We start from the raw sequence: 26,217 nt of genomic DNA, 5'->3' as shown, positions 1-26,217 counted from the left end.
AGGCCATGCTAGAGTGTTGTTAGTTGACTGATTCGGTGGAGAACCGGCCGTACCACTCACGACCCGACGCCGAGCCGACGATCACGTCACCTTTGCGTTTCCCCTCAAAGAGAACCGCCCGCAACGCTCACGAGCCCTTCAACCGAAAGTACGAGACGCCACCCGTCCCTCCGGTCGACCCGCCCGGGGCCCGTTTTCCCGATGAGCCAAGACATCCACCTCGCCAGGATTGAGCCCAGACGCAGGACGACGAAGGGCGCTTCCAGTGGCAACGACAACCGCGGCACCGAAGAAGCACAAGGACTGGCGGATCCTCACGGGTTTGCTGCTGCTCTGCGCCTTCCCGATCTTCGCGGGCTCATTGCGCCTGGCCGAACTGACGGGCGGCGCGCCGATCACCCCGGAGAACGCCCGCTTCTTCGCGGTGCCGGTCCCCGTGATCGTGCACATCATCGCGGCCAGTCTTTTCTGTGTGATGGGTGCGTTCCAGTTCGCGCCCGGCCTTCGAAGGCGCAGGCTCGGCCTGCACCGGGTCTCCGGGCGCGCGCTGGTGCCGCTGGGCCTGGCCGCGGCGCTGTCCGCGTTGTGGATGACCTTCTTCTATCCGTCGCCGCCGGGTGACGGGCCGCTGCTGTTCGCGTTCCGGGTGGTGTTCGGTTCGGGTATGGCCGTCGCGCTCGTGCTCGGCACCGTCGCGGTGCTGCGGCGGGACATCCGGCGGCATCGGGCCTGGATGATCCGTGGCTACGCGATCGGCATGGGCGCGGGCACGCAGGTCCTGACCCACGTGCCCTGGGCCTTGGCCTTCGGTGCGCCGGGCGAGCTCACCCACGCGTTGCTCATGGCCGCCGGCTGGGTGATCAACCTCGTCGTGGCCGAGCGGGTCATCAGGCAGCCCTAGCCCGGCCGCGGTCGAAGAACACGTCGGTCCATGGTTCGCACAGTGCCCGATACCGCTCGGCTTCGGACTCGCCGCGGAGGCGTTCGAGCAGCGCGACGATCAACGCGTCGAGGTGCCTGCCCGCCGGGTCGACGACGCTGGTGGCGACCAGTTTCTCGTCGCCGCGCAGGCGGACCGCGCCCAGCAGGTCCCGGTTGGTGAGGACCCCGGTGCTCAGCTCGGCCATCAGGCGGAAGTAGGTCCCGTCCGGGCTGCCCAGCCGGTCCAGCTCGCCGCAGTAGCGGTCCAGTGCCCGCCAGTCCCGCAGCGCGGCGAGTCCCTGGCACGCGGTGCCCAGCGCGAGCCGGTACAGCTGGGCCGTGCTGAGGAGTTCGCCTGTCCGCCGGTTGTCGCTGGGCAGGTCTCGCAGTGTGTCGCAGAGTGAGACGATCCTGTCGCGGTCGAACACCGGCAGGCCGTCGCGAAGCGTGTAGTACCACCAGCGTGGGTTGTCCGGGTCGGCTGCCAGCGCGAGGTCCAGCAAACGCAGGTTCCGGTGAAGCTTGTCCTTGTCCCGCGCGACCTCCGGGTGATAGCCGTCGTGCCGGAACTCGACGCCCAGCCGGGCCAGGTCGACGCGGACGTCGCGCTCGCCCTCGACGACGGGGTATTCGTGGACCGGGCCTCGATAACGGATCGAGCTTTCGGCGCGGAAGACGCGCGGGACCCCTTCTTCCGCGATACCGCGGTCGACGTCGAAGATCGTCGGAGTGAGCACGAGGCGGGCGAGGTTCGGCGCGCCGGACCATTCGGACAAACGGGCCGTCAATTCCTCGGCCGCGTGCTCGCTGAGCCATTCGTCCGCGTCGAGAAAGACGATCCAGCCGGCCGGGACGGATTCAATGGCGAAATTGCGGGCGGCGCTGAAGGAATCGGACCACGGAAAGTGGACAAGCCGGACATTGTCGTGTTTCGCGACGATGTCCGTGGTTTCGTCCGTGGAGCCGGTGTCCACGACCAGTATTTCGAAGCCGTGATCGGTGATGCTCGCCAGGCAGCGCGCGATGCAACGCTGCTCGTCCTTGGCCAGCACGACGATCGAAATCTTGTCAGGCATGGTGCTTCCGTTCCGCTGTGCGGGTGCCCGCCGCGTGGGCGGGCACCCGCGTCCGGTCAGTGTCCGCAAGCCTCCGGCTGGCCGATGTAGTACCAGTTGTTGCAGGTCCACGAGTAGTGGTCGAACACGTGGCAGCGGACGGTGCCGTTGTTGGCGGTGTAGGAGCGCAGGTAGTCGAATCGCTGGATGTCGCCGCCGATCCAGGAGCAGTGCTTGACCTGGTTCTCCGCGCGGTAGTCGGGCGTCCAGCAGTCGTCCTGCGCGGTGACGGGGCTGGCGCTCGCGGAGCCCGCCGAAAGCGCGAAGAACGAGCCGACGGCGAAAAGCGTGGCGCCCAGCGCGCCTGCCTTTTCCCGAATTCGGCGGCGGCCGCCGGCAGTACCACTGCTCGTGGTGGTCTTTCCTTCAGAAGCGGTGAGGTCCGCTTCGAGGCCTTGCAGAAAACTGGCGCGTGCGTTCACAAGGAATTCCTTCCGGTAACCGGGAATTTGTTCGACCAACTCAAATTAAGGGCCGGAAAAGAAAACTCGCAAGATGTTTCAGGGCAGGCTGAAATCGGCCACAATCGGTAATTTCTGACGGTTTATGTCAATTGCCGCTCGGGTGAGAAAAAGGAAAAGCCCGCCGTTCCGGGTGCCGGAGCGGCGGGCCGAGGCGACAGGCGGTCAGACGGTCAGGTCGACCACAACGGGCGCGTGATCGGACGCGCCCTTGCCCTTGCGCTCGTTGCGGTCCACATAGGAATCGGTGACCGCGGAGGCGAACTTCCCGTTGCCGTACACCAGATCGATGCGCATGCCGTTGTTGTTCGGGAACGCGAGCGCCCGGTAGTCCCAGTACGTGAACGGGTGGTCGTACTTCAGCGGCCGCGGGACGACATCGCTGAGCCCGGCGTCGCGCAGCGTCGCGAGCGCCTTGCGCTCGGGCTCGGTCACGTGGGTGGATTCGGCGAACTTGCCGATGTCCCAGACGTCTTCGTCGGCGGGTGCGATGTTGAAGTCGCCGAGCACCGCGAACGGGGTGTCGCCGGACTCCGCGATGACCGTGCCGCGCAACGCTTCCAGCCAGCGCAGCTTGTAGGCGTAGTGATCGTGCTCGACATCGCGGCCGTTCGGGACGTAGACCGACCACACGCGGACGCCGCCGCAGGTCGCGCCGATCGCGCGGGACTCGACCGCGTCCTCGTAAGTCGGTTCGTCGGTCAGGCCGCGCTGGACGTTCTCGATGCCGACCTTCGACAGGATCGCGACGCCGTTCCAGCGGCCGAGGCCGTAAGCGGCGACCTCGTAGCCCAGCGCCGAAACCTCGGCGAGCGGGAAGGCCTCGGTCGTGCATTTGAGCTCCTGCAGGCAAAGCACGTCCGGCGCCGCCGATTCGAGCCAGGCGAGCAGCCGGGGAAGCCTCGCCCCGACGGAGTTCACGTTCCAGGTCGCGATACGCATGAGGGGGAGACTCTCACACCGGGTCGTGAGCGTTCCGGGCGGTTGGAACCACCCCGCCCGGAACGCTTACGAGTCCTTAAACCCCAGCGGTCGTGCGGATCCAGCTGCGGCTGGACGCGACGCTCGCGTAGTTGTTGGTGCCACGGGTGTTGCTGCCGCTCTGGTTCTGCACGGTCGAGGCGACGCCGACCTGGACGCCGTTGGACAGCTCGGGGCCGCCCGAGTCGCCCTTCCACGCCGAGCCGTTGATGCCGACGCTCTGGATCGCGCGGCCGTTGTACGCGTCGGTCGACGAGCCGGTGACCTGGACGTTCGCCACCTTCAGCGCGGAGGCGGGCGGGCCGGTCGGGGTGGTGCGGCCCCAGCCGTAGAGCTGGTTGGTGGTGCCCCTGGCCGGGTCGCCGGTGCCGAGGGTGATGTAGGTGGTGGTGAACGCGCTGGCCAGGTGCAGCAGCGCGATGTCGCCGTTGGGCGAGATCTTCTTCTGGTCGACCGCGATCACGGTGCCGCCCTGCAGCTGGTTGCTGCCGACGCGCACGCGCATGCCGCTGCCGTCGGTGTCGAGGCAGTGCCGGGCGGTCATCACCCAGCGCGAGGCGATGATCGTGCCGGAGCAGTTGAACCCGTCCCAGTCACGGCCGGGGGTGTTGACGTAGACCTGGGCGCCCCAGCTGACCGTCGGCGCGGTGCCGCCGCCGACGATGCCGGGCTGTGTGCCCGCGTTCGCCGTGGCGCCCGCGGTGAGTGCCAGTGCGGCCGCCGCGATCGACGCTGCGCCCAAGGTACGGATTCGGCTCACTTTCCCGTTTCCCTTCGCCAGAAAAGCCTGGTGAAACATTGGGACGGAAAGTAACTATCCATTCACTCGATAGGGAACCAACGTAAGTCGGGTAAACGGGATTGCCCGACTTACGTTGGTAGATCAGCACCGAGGGTTGCCCTGTCCGCTGATCGACGGTCACACTCCTGAGGTTGTCTTGATCCACGCACGGTTGGCCGCCACGCTCGCGTAGTTCATCGTCCCCTTGGTGTTCGTGCCGTCCTGGTTCTGCACGGTCGACGCGACACCGACCTGGAGTCCGTTCGCGACCTGCGGCCCGCCGGAGTCGCCCTTCCACGCCGACCCGGTGACACCGACGCTCTTGATCGCCTTGCCGCCCGCGTTGTCGGTCGACGTGCCGGTCACCTTCACGTTCGCCACCTTGAGCGTCGGCGACAGCGGGCCGTCCGCGTCGGTGAAACCCCAGCCGTAGACCTGGTTCGTGGCACCGGTCGCCGGGTCCGCGGTCCCGAGCTTGCTGAACGTCGTGGTCACGTCCTTGGCCAGGTGCAGCAGCGCGACATCACCGGTCGGTGACTTCTTGCGCTGGTCGACGTCCGCGGCGACACCGCCGCCCAGGTTGTTCGAGCCGATCCTGACCTGCATCGCGGTCGTGCTCGCCGCGACGCAGTGCGCGGCCGTCAGCACCCATCTGGCGCCGATGATCGTTCCTGAGCAAGCGAAGCCGAAGCCGCCGGGCACGGCGACGAGCACTTGGGCGCCCCAAGGCGTGGCAGGCGCGTTCCCACCGCCGACGATGTCGGTCCGCGCGACGGCGGCGGGCGCGAGCATGGTCATGGCGAGCGCGGTGGCGGCGACGGTGCGGAGCAGCATGACGGTGGGATCCTTCCGGGCCGAGTGGGGAGTCAGACGGACCGTAATCACCGGATCACCCGGCCGATACTGCCGAATGTCCAGACCCGGCGGGCCGAATGGGCCGGATCCGCGCACGGATCCACGTACAACGACGGGTACGCGCAAAGCTGTCGGTGTCGGCCCATAGGCTGGTGGACGTGGCTGACCCGTCCACCTACCGTCCCTCGCCGGGGAGCATCCCGGACGCACCTGGCGTGTACAAGTTCCGCGACGCGACCAGGCGGGTCATCTACGTGGGCAAGGCGAAGAGCCTGCGTAGCCGCCTGAACTCGTACTTCGCCGATTTGTCCGGCCTGCATCCGCGCACGCGCCAGATGGTGACCACGGCCGCGAGCGTCGAGTGGACCGTGGTCGGCACCGAGGTCGAGGCGCTGCAGCTCGAGTACAACTGGATCAAGGAGTTCGACCCCCGGTTCAACGTCCGGTACCGCGACGACAAGTCGTACCCGGTGCTGGCGGTGACCGTGAGCGAGGAGTTCCCCCGGCTGCACGTGTACCGGGGCGCCCGCAAGAAGGGCGTCCGGTACTTCGGGCCGTACGCGCACGCGTGGGCGATCCGCGAGACGCTCGACCTGCTGCTGCGCGTGTTCCCGGCGCGCACCTGCTCCAACGGCGTCTTCCGGCGGCACGGTCAGATCGGCAGGCCGTGCCTGCTCGGCTACATCGACAAGTGCTCCGCGCCGTGCGTCGGCCGGGTGGACGCCGACGAGCACCGCGCGATCGTCGAGGACTTCTGCGACTTCCTCGCCGGCCGCACCGACGGCATGGTCCGCCGCCTCGAACGCGAGATGGCGCAGGCCTCCGACGAGCTCGAGTTCGAGCGCGCCGCGCGGCTGCGTGACGATCTCGGCGCGCTGCGCCGGGCCATGGAGAAGCAGGCGGTGGTGCTCGGTGACGGCACCGACGCCGATGTCGTCGCCTTCGCGCACGACGAGCTGGAAGCGGCCGTCCAGGTGTTCCACGTGCGCGGCGGGCGCGTGCGCGGGCAGCGTGGCTGGGTGATCGACAAGGCCGAGGAGATGGACGTTCCCGCGCTCGTCGACCACTTCCTCACCCAGTTCTACGGCGAGCAGTCGGACCTGGCGGTCGACGAGGGCGAAGCCGCGCCCGTCCCGCGCGAGGTGCTCGTGCCGGAGCTGCCGGACGACGCCGAGGCGTTGGGGGAGTGGCTCAGCGGGCTGCGCGGATCGAGGGTCGCGTTGCGTGTGCCGCAACGGGGGGACAAGCGCGCGCTGGCCGAAACGGTGCAGCGCAACGCCGCCGAGGCGTTCCAGCAGCACAAGCTCAAGCGCGCGGGCGATCTCACCGCGCGGTCGGCCGCGTTGTCCGAGCTGCAGGACCATCTCGCGCTCGACTCGGCGCCACTGCGCATCGAATGCGTCGACATCAGCCATATCGCCGGAAGTGACGTCGTCGCGTCGCTGGTCGTGTTCGAGGACGGCATCGCGCGCAAGTCCGAGTACCGCCGGTTCGCGTTGCGCGAGGCGGCCGAAGAGGGCGACGTCGCGACGATCGCCGAGGTCGTGCGGCGGCGTTTTTCCCGGTACCTCAAGGAAAGCACCGTAACGTCGGAGGACAACCCCACGCCGGGAATCGACCCGGAAACGGGCAAGCCGCGCAAGTTCGCGTATCCGCCGAACCTGCTCGTGGTCGACGGCGCCGGCCCGCAGGCGACGGCCGCCGCGGACGTGCTCGCGGAACTCGGGATCACCGACGTGGCGGTGGTCGGCCTGGCGAAGCGGCTCGAAGAGGTCTGGCTGCCCGCCGACCCCGATCCGGTGATCCTGCCGCGAACCTCCGACGCGTTGTACCTCTTGCAGCGCGTCAGGGACGAAGCTCACCGTTTCGCCATCCGGTACCACCGCGAGAAACGGTCGAAACGACTGCAAGTGTCCGTTTTGGACGGTGTGCCCGGCCTCGGGCAGACTCGCCGGACGGCACTGATCAAGCACTTCGGCTCGGTCAGGAAACTGAAGCAGGCCACGGTGGACGAGATCGCCGCGGTGCCGGGGGTAGGCAAGCGCACCGCGGAGACCGTGTTCGCCGCACTGGCAGTCAGCAAGGGTGAAGGGGAGTCGGGTTCATGAGTGGGGACATGGTGGATCAAGAGCACAAGTCCGGGATGGAGGTCGCGGTCGTCAGCGGGCTGTCCGGCGCCGGGCGCAGCACCGCGGCCAAGTGCCTGGAAGACCTCGGCTGGTTCGTCGTCGACAACCTGCCGCCGGAGCTGATCGCCACGATGGTCGAGCTCGGCGCGCAGGCGCGCGGCGCGATCACCAAGGTCGCGGTCGTGATGGACGTGCGCTCGCGCGCGTTCACCGAGGACCTCTCGTCGGTCATCAAGGACCTCGACGCGCGCGGCTACAAGCCGAGGGTGCTGTTCCTGGAGGCGACGGACGCGGTGCTGGTGCGCCGGTTCGAGGCGGTCCGCCGCGGCCACCCGATGCAGGGCGACGGCAGGCTCGCCGACGGCATCACCGCCGAGCGCACGCTGCTTTCGCCGCTGCGTGAGGAAGCGGACCTCGTGCTGGACACGTCTTCGCTGTCCGTGCACGACCTGCGCGCCAAGATCGAGGACGCGTTCGGCTCGGAATCCTCGACGCAGACCAGGGTCACCGTGCTCTCCTTCGGCTACAAGTACGGCCTGCCGATGGACGCCGACCTGGTGATGGACATCCGGTTCCTGCCGAACCCGTTCTGGATCCCGGAACTGCGCGAGCACACCGGTCTCGACACCGAGGTGCGCAACTACGTACTCAGCCAGGAAGGCGCGGACGAGTTCCTCGACCGCTACCACCAGCTGCTGCGGCTGATCGGCGCGGGCTACAAGCGCGAGGGCAAGCGGTACCTGACCCTCGCCGTCGGCTGCACCGGCGGGAAGCACCGCAGTGTCGCGATCTCCGAAGAGCTCGCGAAGCGGCTGTCCACTGAGGACGGTATGGCAGTGAAGGTGGTGCACCGAGACCTTGGCCGCGAGTGAGTTGAACGCTGTCGCCCTCGGCGGGGGACACGGACTGCACGCGACGCTGACGGCGTTGCGGCGGGTCACCACCGCGGTCACCGCGATCGTCACCGTCGCCGACGACGGCGGCTCGTCGGGCAGGCTCCGCCGCGAGCTCGGCCTGCTGCCGCCCGGCGATCTGCGGCAGGCGTTCTCGGCGCTCGCCGCGCAGGACGGCGGCACCCTGTGGGCGGAGGTGTTCCAGCACCGCTTCGGCGGTGACGGCGCGCTCGCCGGCCACGCGGTCGGGAATCTGTTGCTGGCCGGGCTCTTCGAGGTGCTCGGCGACCCGGTCGCCGCGCTCGACGAGGTGCGCGGGCTGATCGGCGTGACCGGCCGCGTGCTGCCGATGTCGGCCGAACCGCTCGACATCCACGCCGAGGTCTCCGGGCTCGACGCCGAGGACGACGCGGCGATTCGCCGGATCCGGGGCCAGGTCGCGGTCGCGACGACACCCGGTCAGGTGAAAAGGATCAGTTTGCACAACGCGCGGCGGCCGGGGGAGCCGCCGAAGGCGTGCGCACAGGCGGTCGACGCGGTGCTCGACGCCGACGTGGTCTTCCTCGGCCCGGGATCCTGGTTCACCAGCGTATTGCCGCATTTGCTGGTGCCGGAACTGCACGACGCGCTGGTCCGCACGAAGGCCACGAAGGTGGTCATCCTCAATCTCATCCCCCAACCGGGTGAGACAGCGGGCTTCTCGCCCGAACAGCACCTGGACGTACTCTTCCAGCACGCTCCGGAACTCCGGGTGGACGCCGTGATCGCCGACCGCGATTCGGTGCCCACCCCGGCCCGGCTGCGCCGCGCGGCCGAAGCACTCGGTGCTCGTGCGCTCCTCTCCGACGTGGCCGACCTGGCCGTGGTGGGGCGTCATGATCCTGATGCGCTGGCGGCCTGCGTGCGGGAAGCTCTCGGTTTGAACAGCATGGAGGGGCAGTAATGGCGATGACCGCCGAGGTGAAGGACGAGCTCAGCCGCTTGGAGATCACCAAGATCGGGCCGCGTCGCGCGGAGGTCGCTTCGATGCTGCGGTTCGCCGGTGGCCTCCACATCGTCGGCGGCCGGGTGGTGGTGGAAGCCGAGCTCGACACCGGATCGGTGGCGCGGCGGCTGCGCAAGGAGATCCACGAGCTGTACGGGCACCACTCGGACGTCCACGTGATCTCGTCTTCGGGGCTGCGCAAGGGCACACGGTACGTCGTGCGCGTCGTCAAGGACGGCGAAGGCCTCGCCAGGCAGACCGGGCTCATCGACCAGCGCGGCAGGCCCGTCCGCGGGCTGCCCGCCGCGGTCGTCTCCGGCGGCGTCGCCGACGCGGAAGCCGCGTGGCGCGGCGCTTTCCTCGCGCACGGCTCGCTGACCGAGCCGGGCCGTTCGTCGTCGCTGGAAGTCACCTGCCCCGGCCCGGAAGCGGCGCTCGCCCTGGTCGGCGCGGCCAGGCGCATGGGCATCCAGGCGAAGTCCCGCGAGGTCCGCGGCGCGGACCGGGTCGTCGTGCGTGACGGCGACGCGATCGGCGCGCTGCTGACCAGGCTCGGCGCGCACAAGAGCGTGCTGAAGTGGGAAGAGCGCCGCATGCGCCGCGAGGTCAAGGCGACGGCCAACCGCCTCGCCAACTTCGACGACGCGAACCTGCGCCGTTCCGCCCGCGCGGCCGTCGCCGCGGCCGCTCGCGTCGAGCGCGCGATGGAGATCCTGGGCGACTCCGCGCCGAATCACCTGCTGGCGGCCGGAAAACTGCGGCTGTCGAACAGGCATGCTTCGCTGGAGGAACTCGGCCAGCTGTCCGACCCGCCGATGACCAAGGACGCGGTCGCGGGCCGGATCCGCCGCCTGCTGGCCATGGCCGACAAGCGCGCGAAGGAACAGGGCATCCCGGACACCGAGTCCGCCGTCACGCCCGACATGCTCGAGGACGACGAAGCCGACGCCTGACCGAGCGGGCTTTGTCCCCCGGGATAAAGCCCGCTTTACTCCGCGGTGTTTAGCGGGCTTTATCCCGCGGAGTAAAGCCCGCTAAATCCCGGTCTCACCGAAAATCGCGTGGACGGCGGGGTTTCCGGCCACGGCCGCTTCCGCGAGCAGGTAGGCGCCCGCGGTCCAGGTCGTGCGTTCTTGGGGCCACAGCACGCGATCCTCGAACTGGTAGCCGGTCCAGAACGAGCCGTCGGCGTGCCGCAGCCGCTCGACTTGCCTCAGCAGCGTGGTCGCCTCCGCGAGGCGGCCACGCGTGGCCAGCGTCAACGCGAGTTCGCTGGTCTCACCGCCGGTGACCCACGGCTGGTCGTGCACGCACCGCACGCCCAGACCCGGCACGACGAACCGGTCCCAGTCGGCGGCCAGCGCGGTTTCGGGGAACACCGAGCCGAGAACCGGGTAGTACCAGTCCATCGAATGCGGCTTCGGCTCGAACAGGCCGGGGCAGCTGATCGCGAGCCGGAGCCGGTTCGCCGTGTCGTCCCACGCCGGCCGGGGACGGCCCAGCGCGGTCGCGAGCGCGCTCGCGAGCCGGACGGCGTGGTGGATGCTGCAGTTTCCGGTCAGCAGGGCGATCTTCGAGCCGACACGCCAGGTGATCTCGCCGGTGGGACGTTGCAGCCGCCGCACGAAGCCGATGGCGCGTTCGAGTGTCGGCCACAGCTGAACGGCCAGGGTTTCGCCATGCAACCGGGTGTGCAGCGCGAGGCCGACGGCGATGTACGCGGTGAAGTTGGCGTCGAGTGCCCTGTCGGAAGGGCCGGTCTCGTGATAGCCCGCGAACCACGAACCGTCCGGGTTCTGGTTCGCGGCCAGCCAGATGTACGCGGCTTCGGCCTCGGCGTGGAACCCGGCGACGTCGAGTCCCATGGCGGCCTCGACGTGACACCACGGGTCGAGCGCTTTGCCTGTCTCCCAAGGGATTCCGCCGGTCGGCCACTGGGTGGCCGCGATGGTCAGCGCGGTTTGCGAGCGTAGAGCACGAGGCTCTTGCCGAGCACCGGGTTCAACGCGCGTTCGAGCAGTTTCACCCATCGGGGCCCCTTCATGATGTCCCACACCAGAAAGCGGTGGTACGCCTCGGTGATTCTGTTCTCGCCCAGGCATTTCAGCCACCAGTACGGCGAATGCAACGCGTGCGCGTGATGCGCGGCGAACGGTTCGAGCCCGGCCTCGCGCAGGCGGCCGAGCAGCTCACGACGCCGGTAGATCCGGATGTGCCCGCCCTCGACCTGGTGATATTCCTCGGAAAGCGCCCAGCAGACCCGTTCCGGCCACCACCGCGGCACGGTCACCGCCAGCACCCCGCCCGGCGCGAGCACCCGCACCGCCTCGGCCAGCATCGCGCGGTCGGCGTGGACGTGTTCGAGCACTTCGGCGGCGATTACCCGGTCGAAGCTGCCGTCCGAGAACGGCAACGCCAGGCCGTTCGCGCGCACGGCCAGTCCACGCGGCCCGCCCTCGCGCGTCAGCTCGTCGAACTTGTCCCGCACATGCTTGACCTCGGCGTCGGCCACGTCGACCGCGACCACATCGGACCCGTGCCGCCACGCCGCGTACGCGTGCCGCCCGTCGCCGCAGCCGAGGTCGAGCACCCGGTCGCCCCGCCCGAACCGGCGGAAGTCCACGGTCAGCACATCAGGTCCCGGTAGTGGCGGACGGTCTCACGGGCGGTCGCCTCCCAGCTCATCGTGGCGGTCCGCGCGAGCCCGGCCGCACCGAGCCGCGCCCGCAGCTCGCCGTCGGTCAGCACACGCAGCAGCTCCTTCGCGAGCGCACCGGGATCGGCGGGCGGCACGAGCACCGCCGCGTCACCGACGACCTCGGGAATCGCACCGGCCGTGGTCGTGACCAGCGCCGTCCCGCACGCCATCGCCTCGGCCGCCGGCAGCGAAAACCCCTCGTACAGACTCGGCACGCACACGACTTCGGCACTGGCGATCAGCTCGGCGAGCTCGGTGTCACCGAGCCCGCTGACGAACCGCACCCGAGGCCCGGCGGGCTTGCGCTTGCCGACCACGACGAGTTCCGCGTCCGGCAGCGAGTCGAGCGCCGCGAGCAGATGTTCCAGCCCCTTCAACGGTTCGTCCGCGCTCGCTGTGGTGACAATCCGGCCGGGCACCTTGGCGATGTCGGGACGGGGCTTGAAAATCCGCGTGTCGGCGGCCAGTGGCACGACTTCGGCGTCCACCCCCATGTGCTCGCGAATCGACTTCTTCGAGGCTTCGGAGACCGTCAAGATCTTCGGCAACCGGCGCGCGACCTTGTGCTGCATGCCGACGAATCCGTACCATCGCTCGACACCTTCCTGCCCGGCGGCGAGTTTCAGCTCCCGATCGATGGCGATCGGGTGATGCACAGTCGCCAGCACCGGCAGCCCGGTCCCGAGCAGCCCATAACCGAGACCCTGGTTGTCATGCACGACGTCGAAATCCCGGCGCCTCAGGTACCAAGCGGCCCGCAACGAGAACGCCAGCGGCTCCCCGAACCCGCCACGCCGCATCGCCGCGTACTCGAGCCAGTCCGGCAACGCCTTGAGTTCGCGCAGTTCGGCCCGGCGAAACGGATTCGGTTCGGCGAAGAGATCGAGCCCCGGCAGTTTCGTCAGCGTGACACCCGGATCCAGCTCGGGATACGGCTGCCCCGAGACGACCTCGACGTGATGCCCGAGCGCGACCAGTTCCCGGCTCAGATGCCGGACATAGACGCCCTGCCCGCCGCAGCGGGGATTGCCGCGATACGTCAGCAGCGCGATGCGTAGCGCGCTCACCGATCAGTCCCATGCGGCCAGCTTTTCGCGGATCTTGGCGGTCTCGCCATGGTGCTCACCGCGCACTTCGAGCGTGATCCCGCGCAGTGCGCGCAACTCGGAGACGGCGGAGTCCATCCGGCCGTGCTTGTGCAGCGCGAGCGTGTACGTGAACCAGCGGTCGAGAACATCGGGATGCCGCTCACCTAATGTGCCCCTCGACTTGGTGAGCAGCCGGAGATGCTCTTCCGGAGCGGGGGGGGGTGCTCAATTTCGTTGCGCCAGAAAAGAATGTTGTGTTCGATCTTCAAGACGATCTCATCGTCCTCTCCGAGCGCGTCGATCGCCTCGGGCAGCAGTTCCCGTGCCAGCCGCAGCGACTCCGGGCCATCGCCGCACTTGCCGTGTGCGACGCAGTAAAGGTGGCGGGTATGCAACGTCTCCGGATCCGTCGCGCCCAGGTACCGGTCGCAGTCGGCGACCAATGCCCTGAATGCCGCCAGCGCCTCTTGCGGCCGGTCGAGCTCCCAGAACAGGAAGCCGAGGTTGTTCCGGATGCTCAGCATCTCCCGGTCACTTGCGGTGAGTACCCGCTTCGCGGCCGGGAGCAGCTCCTCGAATCGCTCGAGCGCCAAGGCCGGATCGCCGGCCTTGCCGGTCCAGGTCGCGTGCCGGGCGTGGCAGATGATGGCCAATCGGTCGTTCGCGCCCACTGTCTGGTCCACTCGCGCCGCCCAGTGCGCCCAGCGTTCCCGGTTCTCCACGGGCACGCCGAGTTCCCGGGTTTCGAGGCTGCGGACCGCTTCGGCCCGGCGATCGGCCATCCACAACAGCTCGGCTTCGTTGGCGGTCGCGTACCGCCGCGACGGCAGGTCGTCCGCGGCGCCGAGCGCGGTGATGAGTACGCGGAGGGTGCCTTCGTAGTCGCCGACCCGGCGAAACCGCCCGATGCTCGCGCGCAAACCGGGGTTGAGCCGGACGTGCTCGTCCGGCGTGCCCGCGCCCGGCCTTGAAATCTCGTCGCGCAGCGAGAACAGCTTGTCGCGTAAGGCGGGCAACCGTGCCGGGCCGCCGCACAGTGTGCTCGCCCCGAGTAGCACGGCGATCGGCAGCGGGCCGAGAAGCTCGGTGAACCGCAGCAATTCGAGCAGGTCGGCTTCGGGGGTTTCGTCGGCTTCCGAGGGCTCGGCGTCGACGATCTCGGTGATCACCGGCGGGCCGATCGTGGGCGGTTCCACCGGCTTGTCCGGTCTCGAAACCTGCAAGCGCCCTTGTTCGTAAGGGAAGCGCACCGTCGAGGTGTCCGGCCAGGGTTCGAACACTCCGACACCGAGAATGAGCTGTACCCAGCCGAGTGCGGGATCGACCACCAGCCTCCGCAAGGAGCCGAGCAACCGTTCTCGATCATGCCGGGGCAGCTCGTCGATGCCCTCGATGGCCAGGCGAACCGGTTCGTCGCGGACGAGCGCACGCAGTGGTTCCAGCACGTGGCGGTCGAAGGCGCTGAGCTCGGGCCGGTCGGCTTCGGCGAACTCGGGCACAGCGCGGGCCAGCTGGCGGCCGAGTTCCTCGGCGAGCTGTTCCAAGGTCTGGCCCGGCACCGCGAACACGATCGCGTCCAGGAAATCGGTGGGCACCGAACGGCCGGCGACCACGGGGCGCGCCAGCACGGCGAGCAACGTCGCGGATTCGTCGGCCGAACCCGTGACTTGGACGCAGCGGGCACCACCGAGCACCTTGCTCACAACCTCGCGCAGCTCACGAGTCGGGAGGTAACCCTTGGTAAGACGTGCGATCTCCTCAGCCGCCGGATTGCCTCGCAAGGGTTGCCAAGCCTCTGACGTGTTTCGCGCCAGCCAGAGGCCTTCGTCGCCCTTAGGAGTCAGCCAGGTGCCGTCGAAGGCCAGATGCACCGCCGTCTGGGCCGGGCAGTGACCGGAGATCACCCGTTTGAGGTCGGGGCAGCGGAGTCGTTCACCCAGCGACGGGTGACCGGAGCGCAGGATCTTCGCCAGCGACAGGCTGAAGCAGCCGTTCGCGGCGGTGCGGTCGTCGGACGCCGTCAGCACCTCGAAGCGTTTGCCCGCCGCGCCGACGATGCGGGACCAGCGCTCGGCCGCCTGGACGGCCGCGATGCCCGCGTGGCAGGTGTCGAGCAGGATGACCAGGCCGTCGAGCAGGGAATACCGGCTCAACAACTCCTTGATCCGCTGGGCCAGCAGGTACGACTTGCGGCTGTCCGGCGGGTACTGGGCGTCGCGGGTGAGGAAGTAGAAGTCGTCCGCCGCGTAGTCGCCGTGGCCGACCAGCGCCAAGAACAGCGTCGACTCGTTGTCCGAGGCGCGCTCGAAGGCGTCGACGAGCGCGTCGTCGAGTTCGACCATCGTCGGGTCGATGAGGGTGCCTGTGCCTGCGGCGGGGACGCAGCCGCCGATTTCGGGGTCGAGCAGGGCCTCGGCTACCTCGTGCGCGGCTTTCGGGAGAAACGACAGCCGGTTCAACGAGTCGCATTGTGACGCGATCACCAAAGCCAGCCGCTCTCCCACGACGATCACGATACTGTGCGTCGTGGCCCGGATCGTGCTTGTACACGGAATTGCCCAAGAGCAGAAGTCGGCGGACACACTCGAAGCCGAGTGGCTGCCCAGCTTGGCGGGCGGTGTCCGCACGGCCGGATATCCCGAGGTCGCGGACCGGTTGTGGCGCGACGGGCCCGGCGAGGCGCGAATGGCTTTCTACGGCGATGTTTTCGCCAAAGCCGATCAGCAGGGCTCGGCCGACGAGCTCGACGACGAGGCGTTCGCCGCCGCGTTGGCCGGGGAGTGGCTGGCCAGGGCCGCCGAGTCCGGTGACGTCTTGGCCCAACGGGAACTCGCGGGCCAGCTGGGGGAGCAGCAGGGTGTTCGCGCGGCCATGCGACCGGTGCTGAACGCACTCGTGCGGGTGAAGCCGTTCGCGCGGTTCGGGGTCGCGTTCGCCGAACGGGTGATCGTCAAGGCGCTGCGGCAGGTCACGCTGTACCTCACCGACGACGAGATCCGGGAGCGCGCGCAGGCTCGAGTCGCCGAGCTGATCGGGCCGGAGACCGAGGTGATCATCGGGCATTCGCTCGGCTCGGTCGTCGCGTACGAGGCGGCGCATCGGCTGGACCGGCCGCTGCCGCTGCTGGTCACGCTCGGTTCGCCGCTCGGGCTGCGCACCGTCGTGTACGAACGCACGCGGCCCCAGCCCCCGCACGTGCCGGGGAACGTCCGCCGATGGGTCAACCTGGCCGATCGCGACGACCTGGTCGCCGCGCGCCCGGACCTCACCGCGCTGTTCCCCGGCGCGGACGGGGTCCTGGAGAGCGGCTACACCGTCGACAACGGCGCGAAGCCGCACGAAGCGACCTTCTACCTCACCAAAGCCGCGGTCGGGGCCGCCGTGGGTTCCCAGCCAGGCGGCCCGAAGACGTAACCGAGACGCGCGCGCCACGTGCTCGCGGCTCGGACGTCGCGCATGATCGAGCCGTACTCGTGGAAGCCGACCTTGAGCAGGTTGTAGGTCTCGATGTTCTTGGTGAGCCCGTAGGTCGGCCGCTTGCCCTCGGGCACGAAGCTGGTGAACATCCGGTCCCAGATGATCAGGATGCCGCCGTAGTTCGCGTCGAGGTACTCGGCGTCGCTGCCGTGGTGGACCCGGTGGTGGGACGGGGTGTTGAACACGTACTCGAACCAGCGCGGCATCTTGTCGATCTTCTCGGTGTGCACGAAGAACTGGTACACGAGGTCGATCGAAAGACCGGTCAGGATCATCCACGGCGGAATGCCGGCGAACGCGAGGATCGACCAGAACGGCAGCTGGAAGTAGGGCGTCCACTTCTGCCGCAGCGCGGTCGAGAAGTTGTAGTGCTCGCTCGAATGATGCACCTGGTGCCCGGCCCACAGCAGCCGCACGCGGTGGCTCGCGCGGTGATAGGCGTAGAAGACGAGCTCCTGCCCGAGCAGCATGATCACCCAGGTCCACCAGTCGCGCGGATCCCATTTGACCGGCGCGAACTCGTAGATCGCGGCGAACACGAACAGCATGACCACCCGGAAGAACCCGTTCACCACCAGCGCGCCGGTGCCCATGGCCATCGAGGTCCTGGTGTCCTTCGCGCTGTAGCCCACCACGTTGTCGTCGTGCCCGAGCACGTGCACGGCCAGCACCTCGACGGCGACGAACAGCAGGAACACCGGCGTCGCGAACAGCACCGGGTCACGCAGATGGGCCAGGAACTCCGCCATGGGATCACCCCTTCGGATGTGACTCTACGGTAACTTACCCTCAGGTCATTTACCCCAGGGTAAGATAGCGCGGTGGCAGAGGCAAGGTCCGTCGGGACGAAAGGCATGCCCCGTTCCGAACGGGAGGGGCTCATCCTCAGCGCGGCCACGGACGAGTTCGGCCGCAACGGCTACGCCGGGGCGTCCATGGTGGACATCGCGAAACTGGTCGGCGTCACGAAACCGCTGCTGTACCAGTACTTCGGGTCCAAGGACGGCCTGTACCTGGCATGCCTGCACCGCGCGGGCGACCGGCTGACCCAGGGCGTGGCCGAGACGATGGCGGCGGGCGGCGAGCCCGAGCAGATGCCGCTGGCCGTGCTCGGCGGGATCTTCCGCACCTTCGACCACGACCGCTACGCCTGGAAACTGTTGCGCGACAACAGCTTGCCGACGGTCGGCGAGATCGGCGACGCGGTGCGCGACTACCGCGCGCGGCTGGACGCGTTCGCGTTGATCGGCGCCACGCAGCTCATGCACGCGCGCGGGCTCACCGAGAACCAGGACATCGAGGCCATCGCGCACGTGTGGACCGGGGTCGTCGACTCACTCATCAGCTGGTGGATCGACCAGCCGGGGGAGGACGCCGAGGCCATGACCGAGCGCTGCGCCCGGATCATGAAGAACCTCTTCGGCTGGTAGTCGTGAGTGGTATGGCCGGTTCTAACCGGCCATACCACTCACGACCCTTTAAGCTCCGAGCTCCAAGGCGGCCTCGGCGAGGATCTCCTCGTCGGTCACCGCCGCAGGCTTGCGCTGCGCGGTACGCAGCGTGAGCAGGCTCGCCAGCAGTCCCGAGAACACGCACACGATGCCGACCGCGATCGCCGTCGCCGACGGCATGACCACGCGGATGATCTCCTCGGGGCGCAGGTCGGAGAAGTCGGCCGAGCCCCACATCGACACCGCGAACCCGGAGCCGATCAGCCCGCCGAGCAGCAGCACCGCGCCGATGCCGAGCAGAACCTCAAGGCGCATCAGGGAAAGCAGCCGCGAGCCGGTGTCCTTGATCAACCCGTTGGCCCGCCCGTACAGCTTCGCGCAGCCGCCGAACAGCAGCAGCTGCACGCTCGCCAGCAACGCCAAACTCGCGTACACCAGCGCGGCCAGGTCGAAGCGCACGCTGCCGATCGTCACCGGACCCGCGGTCAGCGCGACCGTCGCGATCAGCGACAGCAGGAACAGCAGGACACCGGGGCCCACCAACGTCTTGCCCGGCGCGAACACCAGCAGGAACCGGAGGTGACGCCAGCCGTCACGCCAGGTGCGCAGGTGCGGCGGCCGGGAGCGGCCGTCCGGCTTGAGCGTCGTCGGGACCTCGACGAGGTCGTAGCCCGCGAGTGCCGCGCGCACCACGAGCTCCGAGGCGAACTCCATGCCGGGCATGCAGAGGTCGAGCGCGCGGACGCGGTCACGGTTGAAGCCGCGGAGTCCGCAGTGGAAGTCGCCGACCTCGCGCAGCCCGAACAGCTTGCGGCCGAGCCAGCTCAGCACCGGGTTGCCGAGGTACTTGTGCAGCGCGGGCATGGCGCCGGGCGCGATGCCGCCGCGGAACCGGTTGCCCATGACCACGTCGTGGCCGGCGCGCAGCTTCTCGATGAACGGGCCGAGGTTGCCGAGGTCGTACGAGTCGTCGGCGTCGCCCATGATGACGTACTTGCCGCGGGCGTTCTCGATGCCCGCGATGAGCGCGCCGCCGTAGCCGCGGATCGGGGCGTTGACGACGCGGGCGCCGCACTGGACGGCGATCTCCTGGGAGCCGTCGGTGCTGCCATTGTCCGAGACCAGCACCTCGCCTTCGACGCCCAGCTCTTCGAGGCACTTGACGGCCTTGGTCACGCAGACGGCGAGCGTCTCCGCCTCGTTGAGGCAGGGCAGCAGCACGGTCACTTCGAGGTTGTGGTTCACACCTTCTCCAACTCAGGTGACTCCGCGCGCGCCGAGGCGCCACGGAGCCGGTGGACCGCGAGCGTCGCGCCGACGGCCATCAGGGTGATCGAGGGGACGCCGTAGCGCGGTTCGTACATCGACGTCGCCACCGCGACGGCCATCAGCGCCAGCCCGGTGCCGACCAGCAGGGCCGCGTCGAGCCCGTCGCGCCAGCGGCCGCGGCGCACGCGGAACACCAAAGCGAACAAGCCCAGCAGCACGGCGATGCCGAGTGCCGTGTGCGGGGTCTGGACGTGCTTCGAGTACCAGGAAAGGAACTCACGCAGCGCCGAAGGCTCCACTTGGGACGGGGACGGCTCGTTCGCGAAGCTCGAACCGTCCGCGAGCAACGGCTTGCAGCGGTCTTCCTTCGCCACCGTGTCGCGCAGATCCGCGGGCATGAGCCACCACGACGACAGGCAGTTCATCGACGGCCCGTAGTTCTGCTGTCCCGGCAGCAGGTACTTGCCGAGGTCGGACAGCACCGAACCCGCGTAGTCCAGCGGCTGCTGGGTGATGACGGCCTTCGCGAACCCGCCGGGGATGTCGTCGCGTTCGGGGCCGTAGTCCTTCAGTACCGGCGAAACCCACAGGTACCAGTCAGGTCGCTCGGGCCGCTGGTCGAGCGGCTCGCGAGGACACAGTGGACGTTGCTCGTCGGTGAGGTCCAGCTTCGAGCAGTCCGCGACGATCGCGGTGCGGGCGTAGAGGTAGCGGCCCTGCGCGGTGCTCAGCGCGAAGTGCCCGTTCGTCGCCTTCGACCAGGTGAGGTAGCCGAGCATCAGCACCAGCACGGTCAGCCCGAACGCCAGCACCTGCTTCAGCCCGGCGCGCCGGATCACCAGGTACAGCAGCACGAGCGCGCAGATCCCGAGCCCGACCGTCCTGGTCAGCACGGCGCCGGTGAGCAACGCGGCTGCGCCCGCGCACATCAGCCAAGTCGGCCGATCGTTCCACAGCAGCATGATGATCGACGCGGTGAGCAGCACGGTGAACACCGCTTCACCGAGCAGGTAGTGCTCCAGAGTGATCTGGTGCCCGTCGAGCAGCGTCGGCGTCGCGCCGAGCACCGCCAGCCAGCCGGGCAGGCCGCGGCGCCGCAGGAACACGTAGATCAGCACGGCGAGCCCGAGGCCGAGCAGATGCTGCACGGCGGAGACGAGCGCGAGCGAGCCGAACGGGCGGAAGATCGCCAGGAAAAGCGGGTAGCCGAGGGTGTTCGGCCCGTTTCCCGGAGCCAGGTGGCCGCTGGCCTTCAGGTAGGCGCCGCTGTCGCCTTGGAACCAGAACGCGGGGTAGTACGCGGCCATCGTCAGCACGCGCAGGACCAGGCCGGACACGAGCACGATGAGGAACGGCCAATGCCCCCGCAAGATCCCCTTCATGATGCGCGAACAATACAAGAAGCACGTCAGCCCCCTGGAAGTGCGTCCAGGGGGCTGACGTGCTGGTCACAGACCAAGGTGGTCACGGCCGGGATGACGGGTTCGCCCTCGCGTCACCCCGGCCGTCGATCAGGTGCCGGCGTTCGAGTTGCCGCGCAGCTTGACGTTGGCCGACGAGTTGGCCTTGATGGCCGTCTCGATCTGCGCCATGGTCGAGCTCGAGGTGATACCGGGCACGGTCGCCGACTTCAGCGCGTACAGCGTGAAGGTGTACGGGTGGCTGGAGCCGCCGGGGCAGGGGCCGAAGAACTTCTGCGAGTTCGCCCCGCTGCCCATGGCCTTCTGCTTGGCGCCGTTCTGGTTCGGGACGGTGAAGCCGGACCCGAGACCTTCGGGCAGCCCCGTGGCCGACGCCGGGATGTCCCAGATCGCCCAGTGGAGCTTGTTGCCGCTGTTGGCGACGTCGGCGAAGACGATCGCGTAGCCCTTCGCGGCGGTGGTGCCGGGCCCGAAGGCGAGCGGCGGCGAGACGTCCTGACCGGCGACGCCGTCACCGGCGCAGGTGTACTTGGTCGGGATGGTCGCGTTGTCCTTGAACGCCGTGCTGGTCAGCGCGAAGTCACCGGTGCCGGGGCCGGGGTCGGTCCCGCCCGGGAACTTCAGCCGCACCACCACGTTGTCGATGGTGCTCGGCGTGCCGCCGTTCTTGTCGTTGTTGCTGGAGGTCAGCCACAGGCCGCCGTCCGGCGACTTGACGACGTCGCGGAGCCTGCCCCAGCGCCCGCCGAAGACGGACTTGACGGTGCCGACGCCGTTGCCCGCCGCGTTGATCTGCGTGACGTAGAGCTGGGTGCCGGTCACCGCGGCGATGTAGATCCAGTCGTTGACGATCGTGATGCCCGAGGGGCCACCGGACGAGGTCGACCAGGTCTTCTTCGGCGCGATGGAGCCACCGCAGTCGCCGATGGTGCCTTCACAGCCGTCCCAGCCGTAGTTGCCGCCCTTCTGGATCAGGTTCAGCTCGTCCTGGCTGCTCTCGCCGAACTCGGCGGCCCACAGCTGGCCGCGCGAGTCCCAGGCGATGCCCTGCGGGTTGCGGTGGCCGTAGCTCCACACGTAGCGGGCGTTGCCGCCGGTGGCGAAGAACGGGTTGTCCGATGGCGCGGAGCCGTCGGCGTTCATCCGCAGGATCTTGCCGTTGAGCGAGCTCTTGTTCTGCGCGTTGCCGCCGTTCTTGGCGTCACCGACGGTGGCGTAGAGCTTGCCGTCCGGGCCGAACTTGATCCGGCCGCCGTTGTGGTAGCGGTTCTTCGCGATCCCGGTGAGCACCGGGGTCGAGGTGGACGACAGGGTGGTGCCGTCGTAGGTCATCTTCACGATCCGGTTGTCGCCGGAAGCCGTGTGGTAGACGTAGATCGCGTGGTCGGAGGCCCAGTTCGGCGAGATCGCCAGGCCCAGCAGGCCACCTTCACCGTTCGTGCCGACCGCGCCGGGGACCTTGCCCAGCGTGGTCTTCTGGCCGGACGGGGTGATCTTGAGGATCTCGAAGCGGTCGCGCTCGGTCGCCAGCGCCGAGCCGTCCGGCAGGAAGTCCACGGCCCAGGCCAGGTCGACCTTGGCGATGTCCTTGTCGTACTCGGGCACGCCGCCCGCGCCGCTCGTGCCGCCGGTGGTCTTCACGGTCACCGCGTTGCTGGCCGCCGAGGTGTTGCCGTCGGGGTCGCGCGACTTGACGGTGAAGGTGTAGCTGGTGTTCGCGGCCAGGTCGGTCACCGTCGCGTCGAGGGTGTTCGTGCTCGCGACCTTGGTGGCGCCCTGGTAGACGTCGTAGCCGGAGACGGTGCCGCTGTTGTCGGTGGAGGCGTTCCACGCCAGCGAGACGCTGTTCGCCGTGACGCCGGTCGAGCGCAGGTTGCCCGGCACGGTCGGCGGCTCGGTGTCGTTGCTCGGCGGCGTCTTGAACTGCACGACGTTGCTCTGCTGCGAGGCGTTGCCCGCCGCGTCGAACGCGCCGATCGAGACGTCGTAGTCGGTGTTCGCGGTCAGGTTGTCGACCGTCGCGGACAGCGTGTTGCCGTCCACCACCTTGAGCACGTTGCCGCCGCGGTTGATCTCGTACCGGGTGACCTTGACGTTGTCGGTGGCCGCCTCCCAGGTGAAGGTCGCCGCCGTCGGCTTGAGGTTGCTCATCGTCAGGTTCTTCGGCGCGGACGGCGGTTCGCTGTCGGCGGGGCCGGAGAAGTCGAGCGAGATCTTGTCCGCGTTCGGGCCGCCGTTGGCGGTGGTCGCGGTGGTGCGGATCTTGTTGACGCCCGCGGTCAGGCTGACGGTGAGGTCCTTGGTGACCCACGTGGTCCACGCGCCGGTGCCGGGGAAGGACACGGTGCCCGCGTTGCCGCCGTCGACGGTGACCGCCAGCGGCCGGTCGACCGTGGTGCCGTTGGCGTACCGGAACGTCAGCTTGTACGAGCCGGCCTGCGCGGCGTTCACGGAGTACTCGACGTAACTGCCCGTGACGTTGTCGAAGTTGACGAACCCGCTGCCGGTGTAACCCGCGTGGTTCGACTCGACGACGCCTTGGCCGATCGTCGCGGATTCCGACTGGTAGTCGACGGGCGCGGCCGAAGCCGGGAGTGCGGGCGCGAGCGCGACAGCTGTCGCCGCTGCGGCCGCGCACGTGAGTAACGCGCGCCAGTGTGGACGGGGTGCCACGGAGGCCTCCTAAGTAGATATCCGGGGTACGACGGAGGGTGGAGCACCGGCGGATGCGGGTTATCAGCCCACACGTTTAGTTAAGAAAGTTTCCTTTCTATGGGACAGATCACACACCTTCGCGAGTGATGTGTCAATAGCAACGGAAAGCGCTTACTTTTCGTGAGCGACTTTCGGTGGAATCCGGACAGAGTGCCACCGGACGGACCAGCCGGTCAGCCCCGTGGCCGCTTGACGAACCCGGTTGTCAGTCAGCGATCCCCGCGCTGGCGATCACCTTCGTGATCTTCGCGCGCACCAGGTATTCCTCCGGAACAGCGTTTCGCTTCCCGTATTCCTCGGCGCGGTCGGCCCCCATGTACCGGCCACCGATATCTCTCGCCCACCGGTACATTTCCGCGAGATCTTCGTGCAGTGTCGCGATGGCGCTGAATTGGATGTAGGAAAACGGCGGTTTCTGATCATCCACGCACAGGGAAAGCCGGGGGTCGCGCCGCAGGACCTTTCCCTTGAGCGATTCCTTGCCGGTGTTGAACACGATCTCGTCGCCGTCGGGTGTCTCGTTCAGCAGGAACCAGATCGGCGTCACGTGCGGGCGCCCGTCCGCGCGCACGATCGCCAGCTTGCCCGTTCGCGTGCCCTCGGTGGCGAAACGCCACCACTCGTCCCGGCTCATCTCGCGCATGATCACGGACGCTACCGTGAGTTTCGCCCGTCCGCGCGTGGGTCACCCGAGCGGAGTGCCGGTGGCGGCGACTAACCTGGCCCGCTGTGCGAGACACCGAGCTGATGGTCGGCGACGAGGGCCTGGCCCGTCGCCTGAAGGCGCTCGCCTGCACAGCGCCCCTGCACGACCTGGACTCGCGCAAGGCGCTGCTGGACTGGGCGGACGCGACGGTCTACCAGATGGCCGAGATCGCGCTGCACACGATCGACCAGGTCACCATCGCGATGGACTTCGACACCGGCGCCGACCACCACGAGGTGGTCCGCAGGCTGCAGCCGTTCATCGCCTCGCAGGCGCCGGGCCGCTCCGCCGCCGAGCACACCAGGGTCGCGAAGTGGGTGCTCGACAACCTGATCAACGTCGGCACCGCCGACCGCGGCTTCCGCCGCGTCTACGGCAGCGTGGACGCGCAGGGCCGCTATCAGCGCCGGGCGTTCGACTTCAAGCTGCTGGTCGAGCTGGCCGCGCCCGACGGCGAGGTCTACCTGCGCGCCAGCGACGAGGCGATCAACGTGCTGGTCGGCGCGCTGGACACCGACGTCGAGTCCGCGCAGATCGCCGCCGAGGTCAAGCTGGAGAACCTGATCCAGCGCGGCCGTCTCGCCGACGCCAAGCTCGCCGCCGAGCAGGCCCGGTACCGCACGGTCCAGTACGGCGAGACGCTGCGCTCGAAGCTCGACGCCACCCGACGCGACGTGCGTGCCGTCGACTGGGACAAGGAGATGCCCGAGCTGCTCGACTCGGCGCTCACCCACATCGAGGCCCGCTTCCGCGCCGAGAACGCGATCCTGAAGAACATCACCACCGCCCGCGACGACGCCGAGGACCCCGACCGCAAGCGCCGGGCCGCCGAGCTGGTCGACATCGTCGGCGACTGCATCTCCCGGCACACCCAGCTCCAGTCGCGGCTGCAGGCGGCGGGCGCGACCTTCCGCGCCGAGCAGGACCGCCAGCAGTTCTCCGGGCCGCCGCAGCGCGCGACCATCGATCTGTTCGGCCAGCTGCTGGTGCCGACGCTGGAGCTGCCGATCGCCGACGCCGTCGCGCCGGTCGAGAAGTTCTTCCACGGCGCGTCCGGGCTGGACGTGCCGGTCGTGCCGTCGCTGTCCTCGCTGGTCTCGCTCCTGCTGCGGCCCGCGCCGGACCGCGACAAGACGGTCGGGGAGGTGCCAGAGCCCGAGCTCGTGCCGTCGGAGACACTGGACTACTACAGCGACGAGCAGTGGCGCCAGGCCGACGAGCTGCTCGACCTGCCCGAGGTGCCGCGGCGGCTGTCCGGCCTGATCGCCGAGGCCAGGGAGATCGACCCGCAGCTCGCGCGGCTCGTCGCGCTGCGGGCGCTGTACGCCTACAGCCCCGAAGTGGCGGCCGCGGTCCGCCAGGGCGACGATCGGGCACTGATCGCCGTCGACGACGGCCTGGTGCTGGACGACCCGGAGTTCGGCGGCGCGGACCTGCTGCTGGCGTCAGCGTGGATCGAGAGGGAGGAAAGCGCGTGAGTGTCCAGGGAGACGCCGAAGCGGCCGCGAGGCTGATCTCCTTCGGCATGCGCCCGAAGCAGCTGCCGGGGCGCGACGTCGTGTACGCCGACCTGGTGCGGCGCTACGGCGAGGACAGCGCGTTCAAGCAGCTCACGAACTCGGTCGCGGCCGGGCTCGGGCTGATGGTGCTCGACGTCAGCGTGATGTCGGGCGCGGTGCTCGCGGCCACCGACGAGTCGGTCTTCGAGATCAAGATGGACTCGTACGCGCGGCAGAGCAAGATCCGCGAGCGGCGCGAGACCGAGAAGGTGCTGCACGGCATCGTGCACCTGGCCACCGCGTCGCTCGGCTATCCGCGTCCCGACGACCTGGCGAACGACACCTACATCGGCCGGGTGAGCGTCGAACAGGTCGACGGCGTGGTCCGCGAGGCCTGCCGGATCCTCGACGAGCGCGCGGCCAAGGCGGAGCTGAACAACGACCCGCTGTCCGACGCGCCCGAGCTGGAGCAGGCCTGGCGCGCGTACGCCCGCCGCCCGGCCGCGGCGGCCACAAAGGACGGTCGGCTGGCGTCGGACACCACCCGCGGCATGGTCTCGCGGGCGCTGCGTTTCCTTGCCGAGCAAGGGTTCCTGGTGCAGGTCAACACCGAGCAGGGCGGCACGTACCGGACCACCCCGCGGTATCAGGTGCAGGTGCGCGAGCTCGCCGCCGACAGCGCGTTCGAGGAGCTGCTCGCGCTGAACGTGGTCTCGGTCGGCGACGGCGCCGGCACCCTTCGACCGTCCATTTCGGACACACTCTAGAGGCG

The 26,217-nt window shown here is 68.8% G+C and carries 23 protein-coding genes; 9 read left to right on the top strand and 14 right to left on the bottom strand.

Annotated elements, in window-relative coordinates:
- The first annotated feature begins 265 nt into the window (after positions 1-265).
- Entirely contained in the window at positions 266-901 is a 636-nt protein-coding gene (locus AB5J62_RS26010) for a DUF2306 domain-containing protein (protein WP_370942546.1), read from the top strand.
- Here the strand turns inward: AB5J62_RS26010 and AB5J62_RS26005 are convergent.
- From AB5J62_RS26005 to AB5J62_RS25985, 5 genes are all read right to left on the bottom strand, one after another.
- A complete protein-coding gene (locus tag AB5J62_RS26005; protein ID WP_370942545.1) occupies positions 888-1,997 on the bottom strand; it encodes a glycosyltransferase family 2 protein in 1,110 nt (369 codons plus the stop codon). The two genes, AB5J62_RS26010 and AB5J62_RS26005, sit on opposite strands and share 14 nt — an antisense overlap.
- A gap of 56 nt (positions 1,998-2,053) precedes the next feature.
- Positions 2,054-2,458: a hypothetical protein gene (locus AB5J62_RS26000; protein WP_370942544.1), complete on the bottom strand. Its 405-nt coding sequence runs from the start codon at positions 2,456-2,458 to the stop codon at positions 2,054-2,056.
- A 204-nt stretch (positions 2,459-2,662) separates the two neighbouring features.
- On the bottom strand, positions 2,663-3,439 hold the full coding sequence (locus AB5J62_RS25995; RefSeq protein WP_370942543.1) for an exodeoxyribonuclease III: 777 nt from the start codon (positions 3,437-3,439) through the stop codon (positions 2,663-2,665).
- Positions 3,440-3,515: 76 nt separating this feature from the next.
- Complete coding sequence (locus AB5J62_RS25990; protein ID WP_370942542.1) at positions 3,516-4,238, bottom strand: trypsin-like serine protease; 723 nt, start codon at positions 4,236-4,238, stop codon at positions 3,516-3,518.
- Between the two features lie 159 nt (positions 4,239-4,397).
- Complete coding sequence (locus AB5J62_RS25985) at positions 4,398-5,093, bottom strand: trypsin-like serine protease (protein ID WP_370942541.1); 696 nt, start codon at positions 5,091-5,093, stop codon at positions 4,398-4,400.
- Between the two features lie 179 nt (positions 5,094-5,272).
- On the opposite strand from AB5J62_RS25985, the gene uvrC reads away from it, so the two are divergent.
- Genes uvrC through whiA form a run of 4 tightly spaced genes read left to right on the top strand, consistent with a single transcriptional unit; the run spans position 5,273 to position 10,074 of the window.
- Positions 5,273-7,222, top strand: a complete 1,950-nt coding sequence (gene uvrC, locus AB5J62_RS25980) for an excinuclease ABC subunit UvrC (protein ID WP_370942540.1) — start codon at positions 5,273-5,275, stop codon at positions 7,220-7,222.
- A gap of 35 nt (positions 7,223-7,257) precedes the next feature.
- Positions 7,258-8,115: an RNase adapter RapZ gene (gene rapZ / locus AB5J62_RS25975; protein ID WP_091293211.1), complete on the top strand. Its 858-nt coding sequence runs from the start codon at positions 7,258-7,260 to the stop codon at positions 8,113-8,115.
- 1 nt (position 8,116) lies between these two features.
- A complete protein-coding gene (yvcK, locus tag AB5J62_RS25970; RefSeq protein WP_370942539.1) occupies positions 8,117-9,079 on the top strand; it encodes a uridine diphosphate-N-acetylglucosamine-binding protein YvcK in 963 nt (320 codons plus the stop codon).
- Positions 9,079-10,074, top strand: coding sequence for a DNA-binding protein WhiA (gene whiA / locus AB5J62_RS25965; protein ID WP_091292504.1), 996 nt, complete (start codon positions 9,079-9,081; stop codon positions 10,072-10,074). The genes yvcK and whiA overlap by 1 nt, the downstream gene beginning before the upstream one ends.
- A gap of 81 nt (positions 10,075-10,155) precedes the next feature.
- Here the strand turns inward: whiA and AB5J62_RS25960 are convergent, their stop codons facing one another.
- The 4 genes from AB5J62_RS25960 to AB5J62_RS25945 form a co-directional block, all read right to left on the bottom strand.
- A complete protein-coding gene (locus AB5J62_RS25960; protein WP_370942538.1) occupies positions 10,156-10,986 on the bottom strand; it encodes a prenyltransferase in 831 nt (276 codons plus the stop codon).
- An 86-nt stretch (positions 10,987-11,072) separates the two neighbouring features.
- Complete coding sequence (locus AB5J62_RS25955) at positions 11,073-11,753, bottom strand: class I SAM-dependent methyltransferase (protein WP_370942537.1); 681 nt, start codon at positions 11,751-11,753, stop codon at positions 11,073-11,075.
- Positions 11,747-12,886, bottom strand: a complete 1,140-nt coding sequence (locus tag AB5J62_RS25950; protein WP_370942536.1) for a glycosyltransferase family 4 protein — start codon at positions 12,884-12,886, stop codon at positions 11,747-11,749. Before AB5J62_RS25950 ends, AB5J62_RS25955 begins: the two co-directional genes overlap by 7 nt.
- A gap of 185 nt (positions 12,887-13,071) precedes the next feature.
- Positions 13,072-15,411 carry a caspase family protein gene (locus tag AB5J62_RS25945; RefSeq protein WP_370942535.1) on the bottom strand — a complete coding sequence of 780 codons (2,340 nt, stop codon included), beginning with the start codon at positions 15,409-15,411 and terminating at the stop codon, positions 13,072-13,074.
- Positions 15,412-15,433: 22 nt separating this feature from the next.
- Between AB5J62_RS25945 and AB5J62_RS25940 the strand changes: the two genes are divergently transcribed.
- Positions 15,434-16,321 (top strand): hypothetical protein, encoded by an 888-nt coding sequence (locus tag AB5J62_RS25940; RefSeq protein WP_370942534.1) that lies wholly within the window; start codon positions 15,434-15,436, stop codon positions 16,319-16,321.
- On the opposite strand, the gene AB5J62_RS25935 is transcribed toward AB5J62_RS25940, so the two are convergent.
- Positions 16,258-17,133: a sterol desaturase family protein gene (locus AB5J62_RS25935; RefSeq protein ID WP_370942533.1), complete on the bottom strand. Its 876-nt coding sequence runs from the start codon at positions 17,131-17,133 to the stop codon at positions 16,258-16,260. The two genes, AB5J62_RS25940 and AB5J62_RS25935, sit on opposite strands and share 64 nt — an antisense overlap.
- Positions 17,134-17,238: 105 nt before the next feature.
- Between AB5J62_RS25935 and AB5J62_RS25930 the strand changes: the two genes are divergently transcribed.
- Positions 17,239-17,814, top strand: a complete 576-nt coding sequence (locus AB5J62_RS25930) for a TetR/AcrR family transcriptional regulator (RefSeq protein WP_370942532.1) — start codon at positions 17,239-17,241, stop codon at positions 17,812-17,814.
- 48 nt (positions 17,815-17,862) lie between these two features.
- Here AB5J62_RS25930 and AB5J62_RS25925 read toward each other — a convergent pair whose 3' ends face one another.
- The 4 genes from AB5J62_RS25925 to AB5J62_RS25910 form a co-directional block, all read right to left on the bottom strand.
- Positions 17,863-19,080, bottom strand: coding sequence for a glycosyltransferase family 2 protein (locus AB5J62_RS25925; RefSeq protein WP_370942531.1), 1,218 nt, complete (start codon positions 19,078-19,080; stop codon positions 17,863-17,865).
- Positions 19,077-20,486: a hypothetical protein gene (locus AB5J62_RS25920; RefSeq protein ID WP_370942530.1), complete on the bottom strand. Its 1,410-nt coding sequence runs from the start codon at positions 20,484-20,486 to the stop codon at positions 19,077-19,079. The genes AB5J62_RS25925 and AB5J62_RS25920 overlap by 4 nt, the downstream gene beginning before the upstream one ends.
- 129 nt (positions 20,487-20,615) lie before the next feature.
- Positions 20,616-23,198, bottom strand: a complete 2,583-nt coding sequence (locus tag AB5J62_RS25915; protein ID WP_370942529.1) for a PQQ-dependent sugar dehydrogenase — start codon at positions 23,196-23,198, stop codon at positions 20,616-20,618.
- 247 nt (positions 23,199-23,445) lie between these two features.
- Positions 23,446-23,883, bottom strand: a complete 438-nt coding sequence (locus AB5J62_RS25910; protein WP_370950341.1) for a PPOX class F420-dependent oxidoreductase — start codon at positions 23,881-23,883, stop codon at positions 23,446-23,448.
- 104 nt (positions 23,884-23,987) lie between these two features.
- On the opposite strand from AB5J62_RS25910, the gene AB5J62_RS25905 reads away from it, so the two are divergent.
- Together AB5J62_RS25905 and AB5J62_RS25900 are read left to right on the top strand one after the other, a co-directional pair.
- The gene (locus AB5J62_RS25905) at positions 23,988-25,424 is read left to right on the top strand and encodes a hypothetical protein (protein WP_370950340.1); all 1,437 of its coding nucleotides are present in this window, start codon (positions 23,988-23,990) and stop codon (positions 25,422-25,424) included.
- Between the two features lie 47 nt (positions 25,425-25,471).
- On the top strand, positions 25,472-26,212 hold the full coding sequence (locus tag AB5J62_RS25900; protein ID WP_370950339.1) for a hypothetical protein: 741 nt from the start codon (positions 25,472-25,474) through the stop codon (positions 26,210-26,212).
- Positions 26,213-26,217: the final 5 nt, after the last annotated feature.

The sequence above is a fragment of the Amycolatopsis sp. cg5 genome, assembly GCF_041346955.1.
Lineage (GTDB): Bacteria > Actinomycetota > Actinomycetes > Mycobacteriales > Pseudonocardiaceae > Amycolatopsis.
This window is presented reverse-complemented; position numbering and strand designations above follow the sequence as displayed.

Coding starts and splice junctions, on each gene's coding strand:
- AB5J62_RS26005 (WP_370942545.1), bottom strand. CDS start 1,997: ATGCCTGACAAGATTTCGATCGTCGTGCTGGCCAAGGACGAGCAGCGT.
- AB5J62_RS25995 (WP_370942543.1), bottom strand. CDS start 3,439: ATGCGTATCGCGACCTGGAACGTGAACTCCGTCGGGGCGAGGCTTCCC.
- AB5J62_RS25985 (WP_370942541.1), bottom strand. CDS start 5,093: ATGCTGCTCCGCACCGTCGCCGCCACCGCGCTCGCCATGACCATGCTC.
- rapZ (WP_091293211.1), top strand. CDS start 7,258: ATGGAGGTCGCGGTCGTCAGCGGGCTGTCCGGCGCCGGGCGCAGCACC.
- whiA (WP_091292504.1), top strand. CDS start 9,079: ATGGCGATGACCGCCGAGGTGAAGGACGAGCTCAGCCGCTTGGAGATC.
- AB5J62_RS25960 (WP_370942538.1), bottom strand. CDS start 10,986: ATGGGACTCGACGTCGCCGGGTTCCACGCCGAGGCCGAAGCCGCGTAC.
- AB5J62_RS25935 (WP_370942533.1), bottom strand. CDS start 17,133: ATGGCGGAGTTCCTGGCCCATCTGCGTGACCCGGTGCTGTTCGCGACG.
- AB5J62_RS25930 (WP_370942532.1), top strand. CDS start 17,239: ATGCCCCGTTCCGAACGGGAGGGGCTCATCCTCAGCGCGGCCACGGAC.
- AB5J62_RS25920 (WP_370942530.1), bottom strand. CDS start 20,486: ATGAAGGGGATCTTGCGGGGGCATTGGCCGTTCCTCATCGTGCTCGTG.
- AB5J62_RS25910 (WP_370950341.1), bottom strand. CDS start 23,883: ATGCGCGAGATGAGCCGGGACGAGTGGTGGCGTTTCGCCACCGAGGGC.
- AB5J62_RS25905 (WP_370950340.1), top strand. CDS start 23,988: ATGGTCGGCGACGAGGGCCTGGCCCGTCGCCTGAAGGCGCTCGCCTGC.
- AB5J62_RS25900 (WP_370950339.1), top strand. CDS start 25,472: ATGCGCCCGAAGCAGCTGCCGGGGCGCGACGTCGTGTACGCCGACCTG.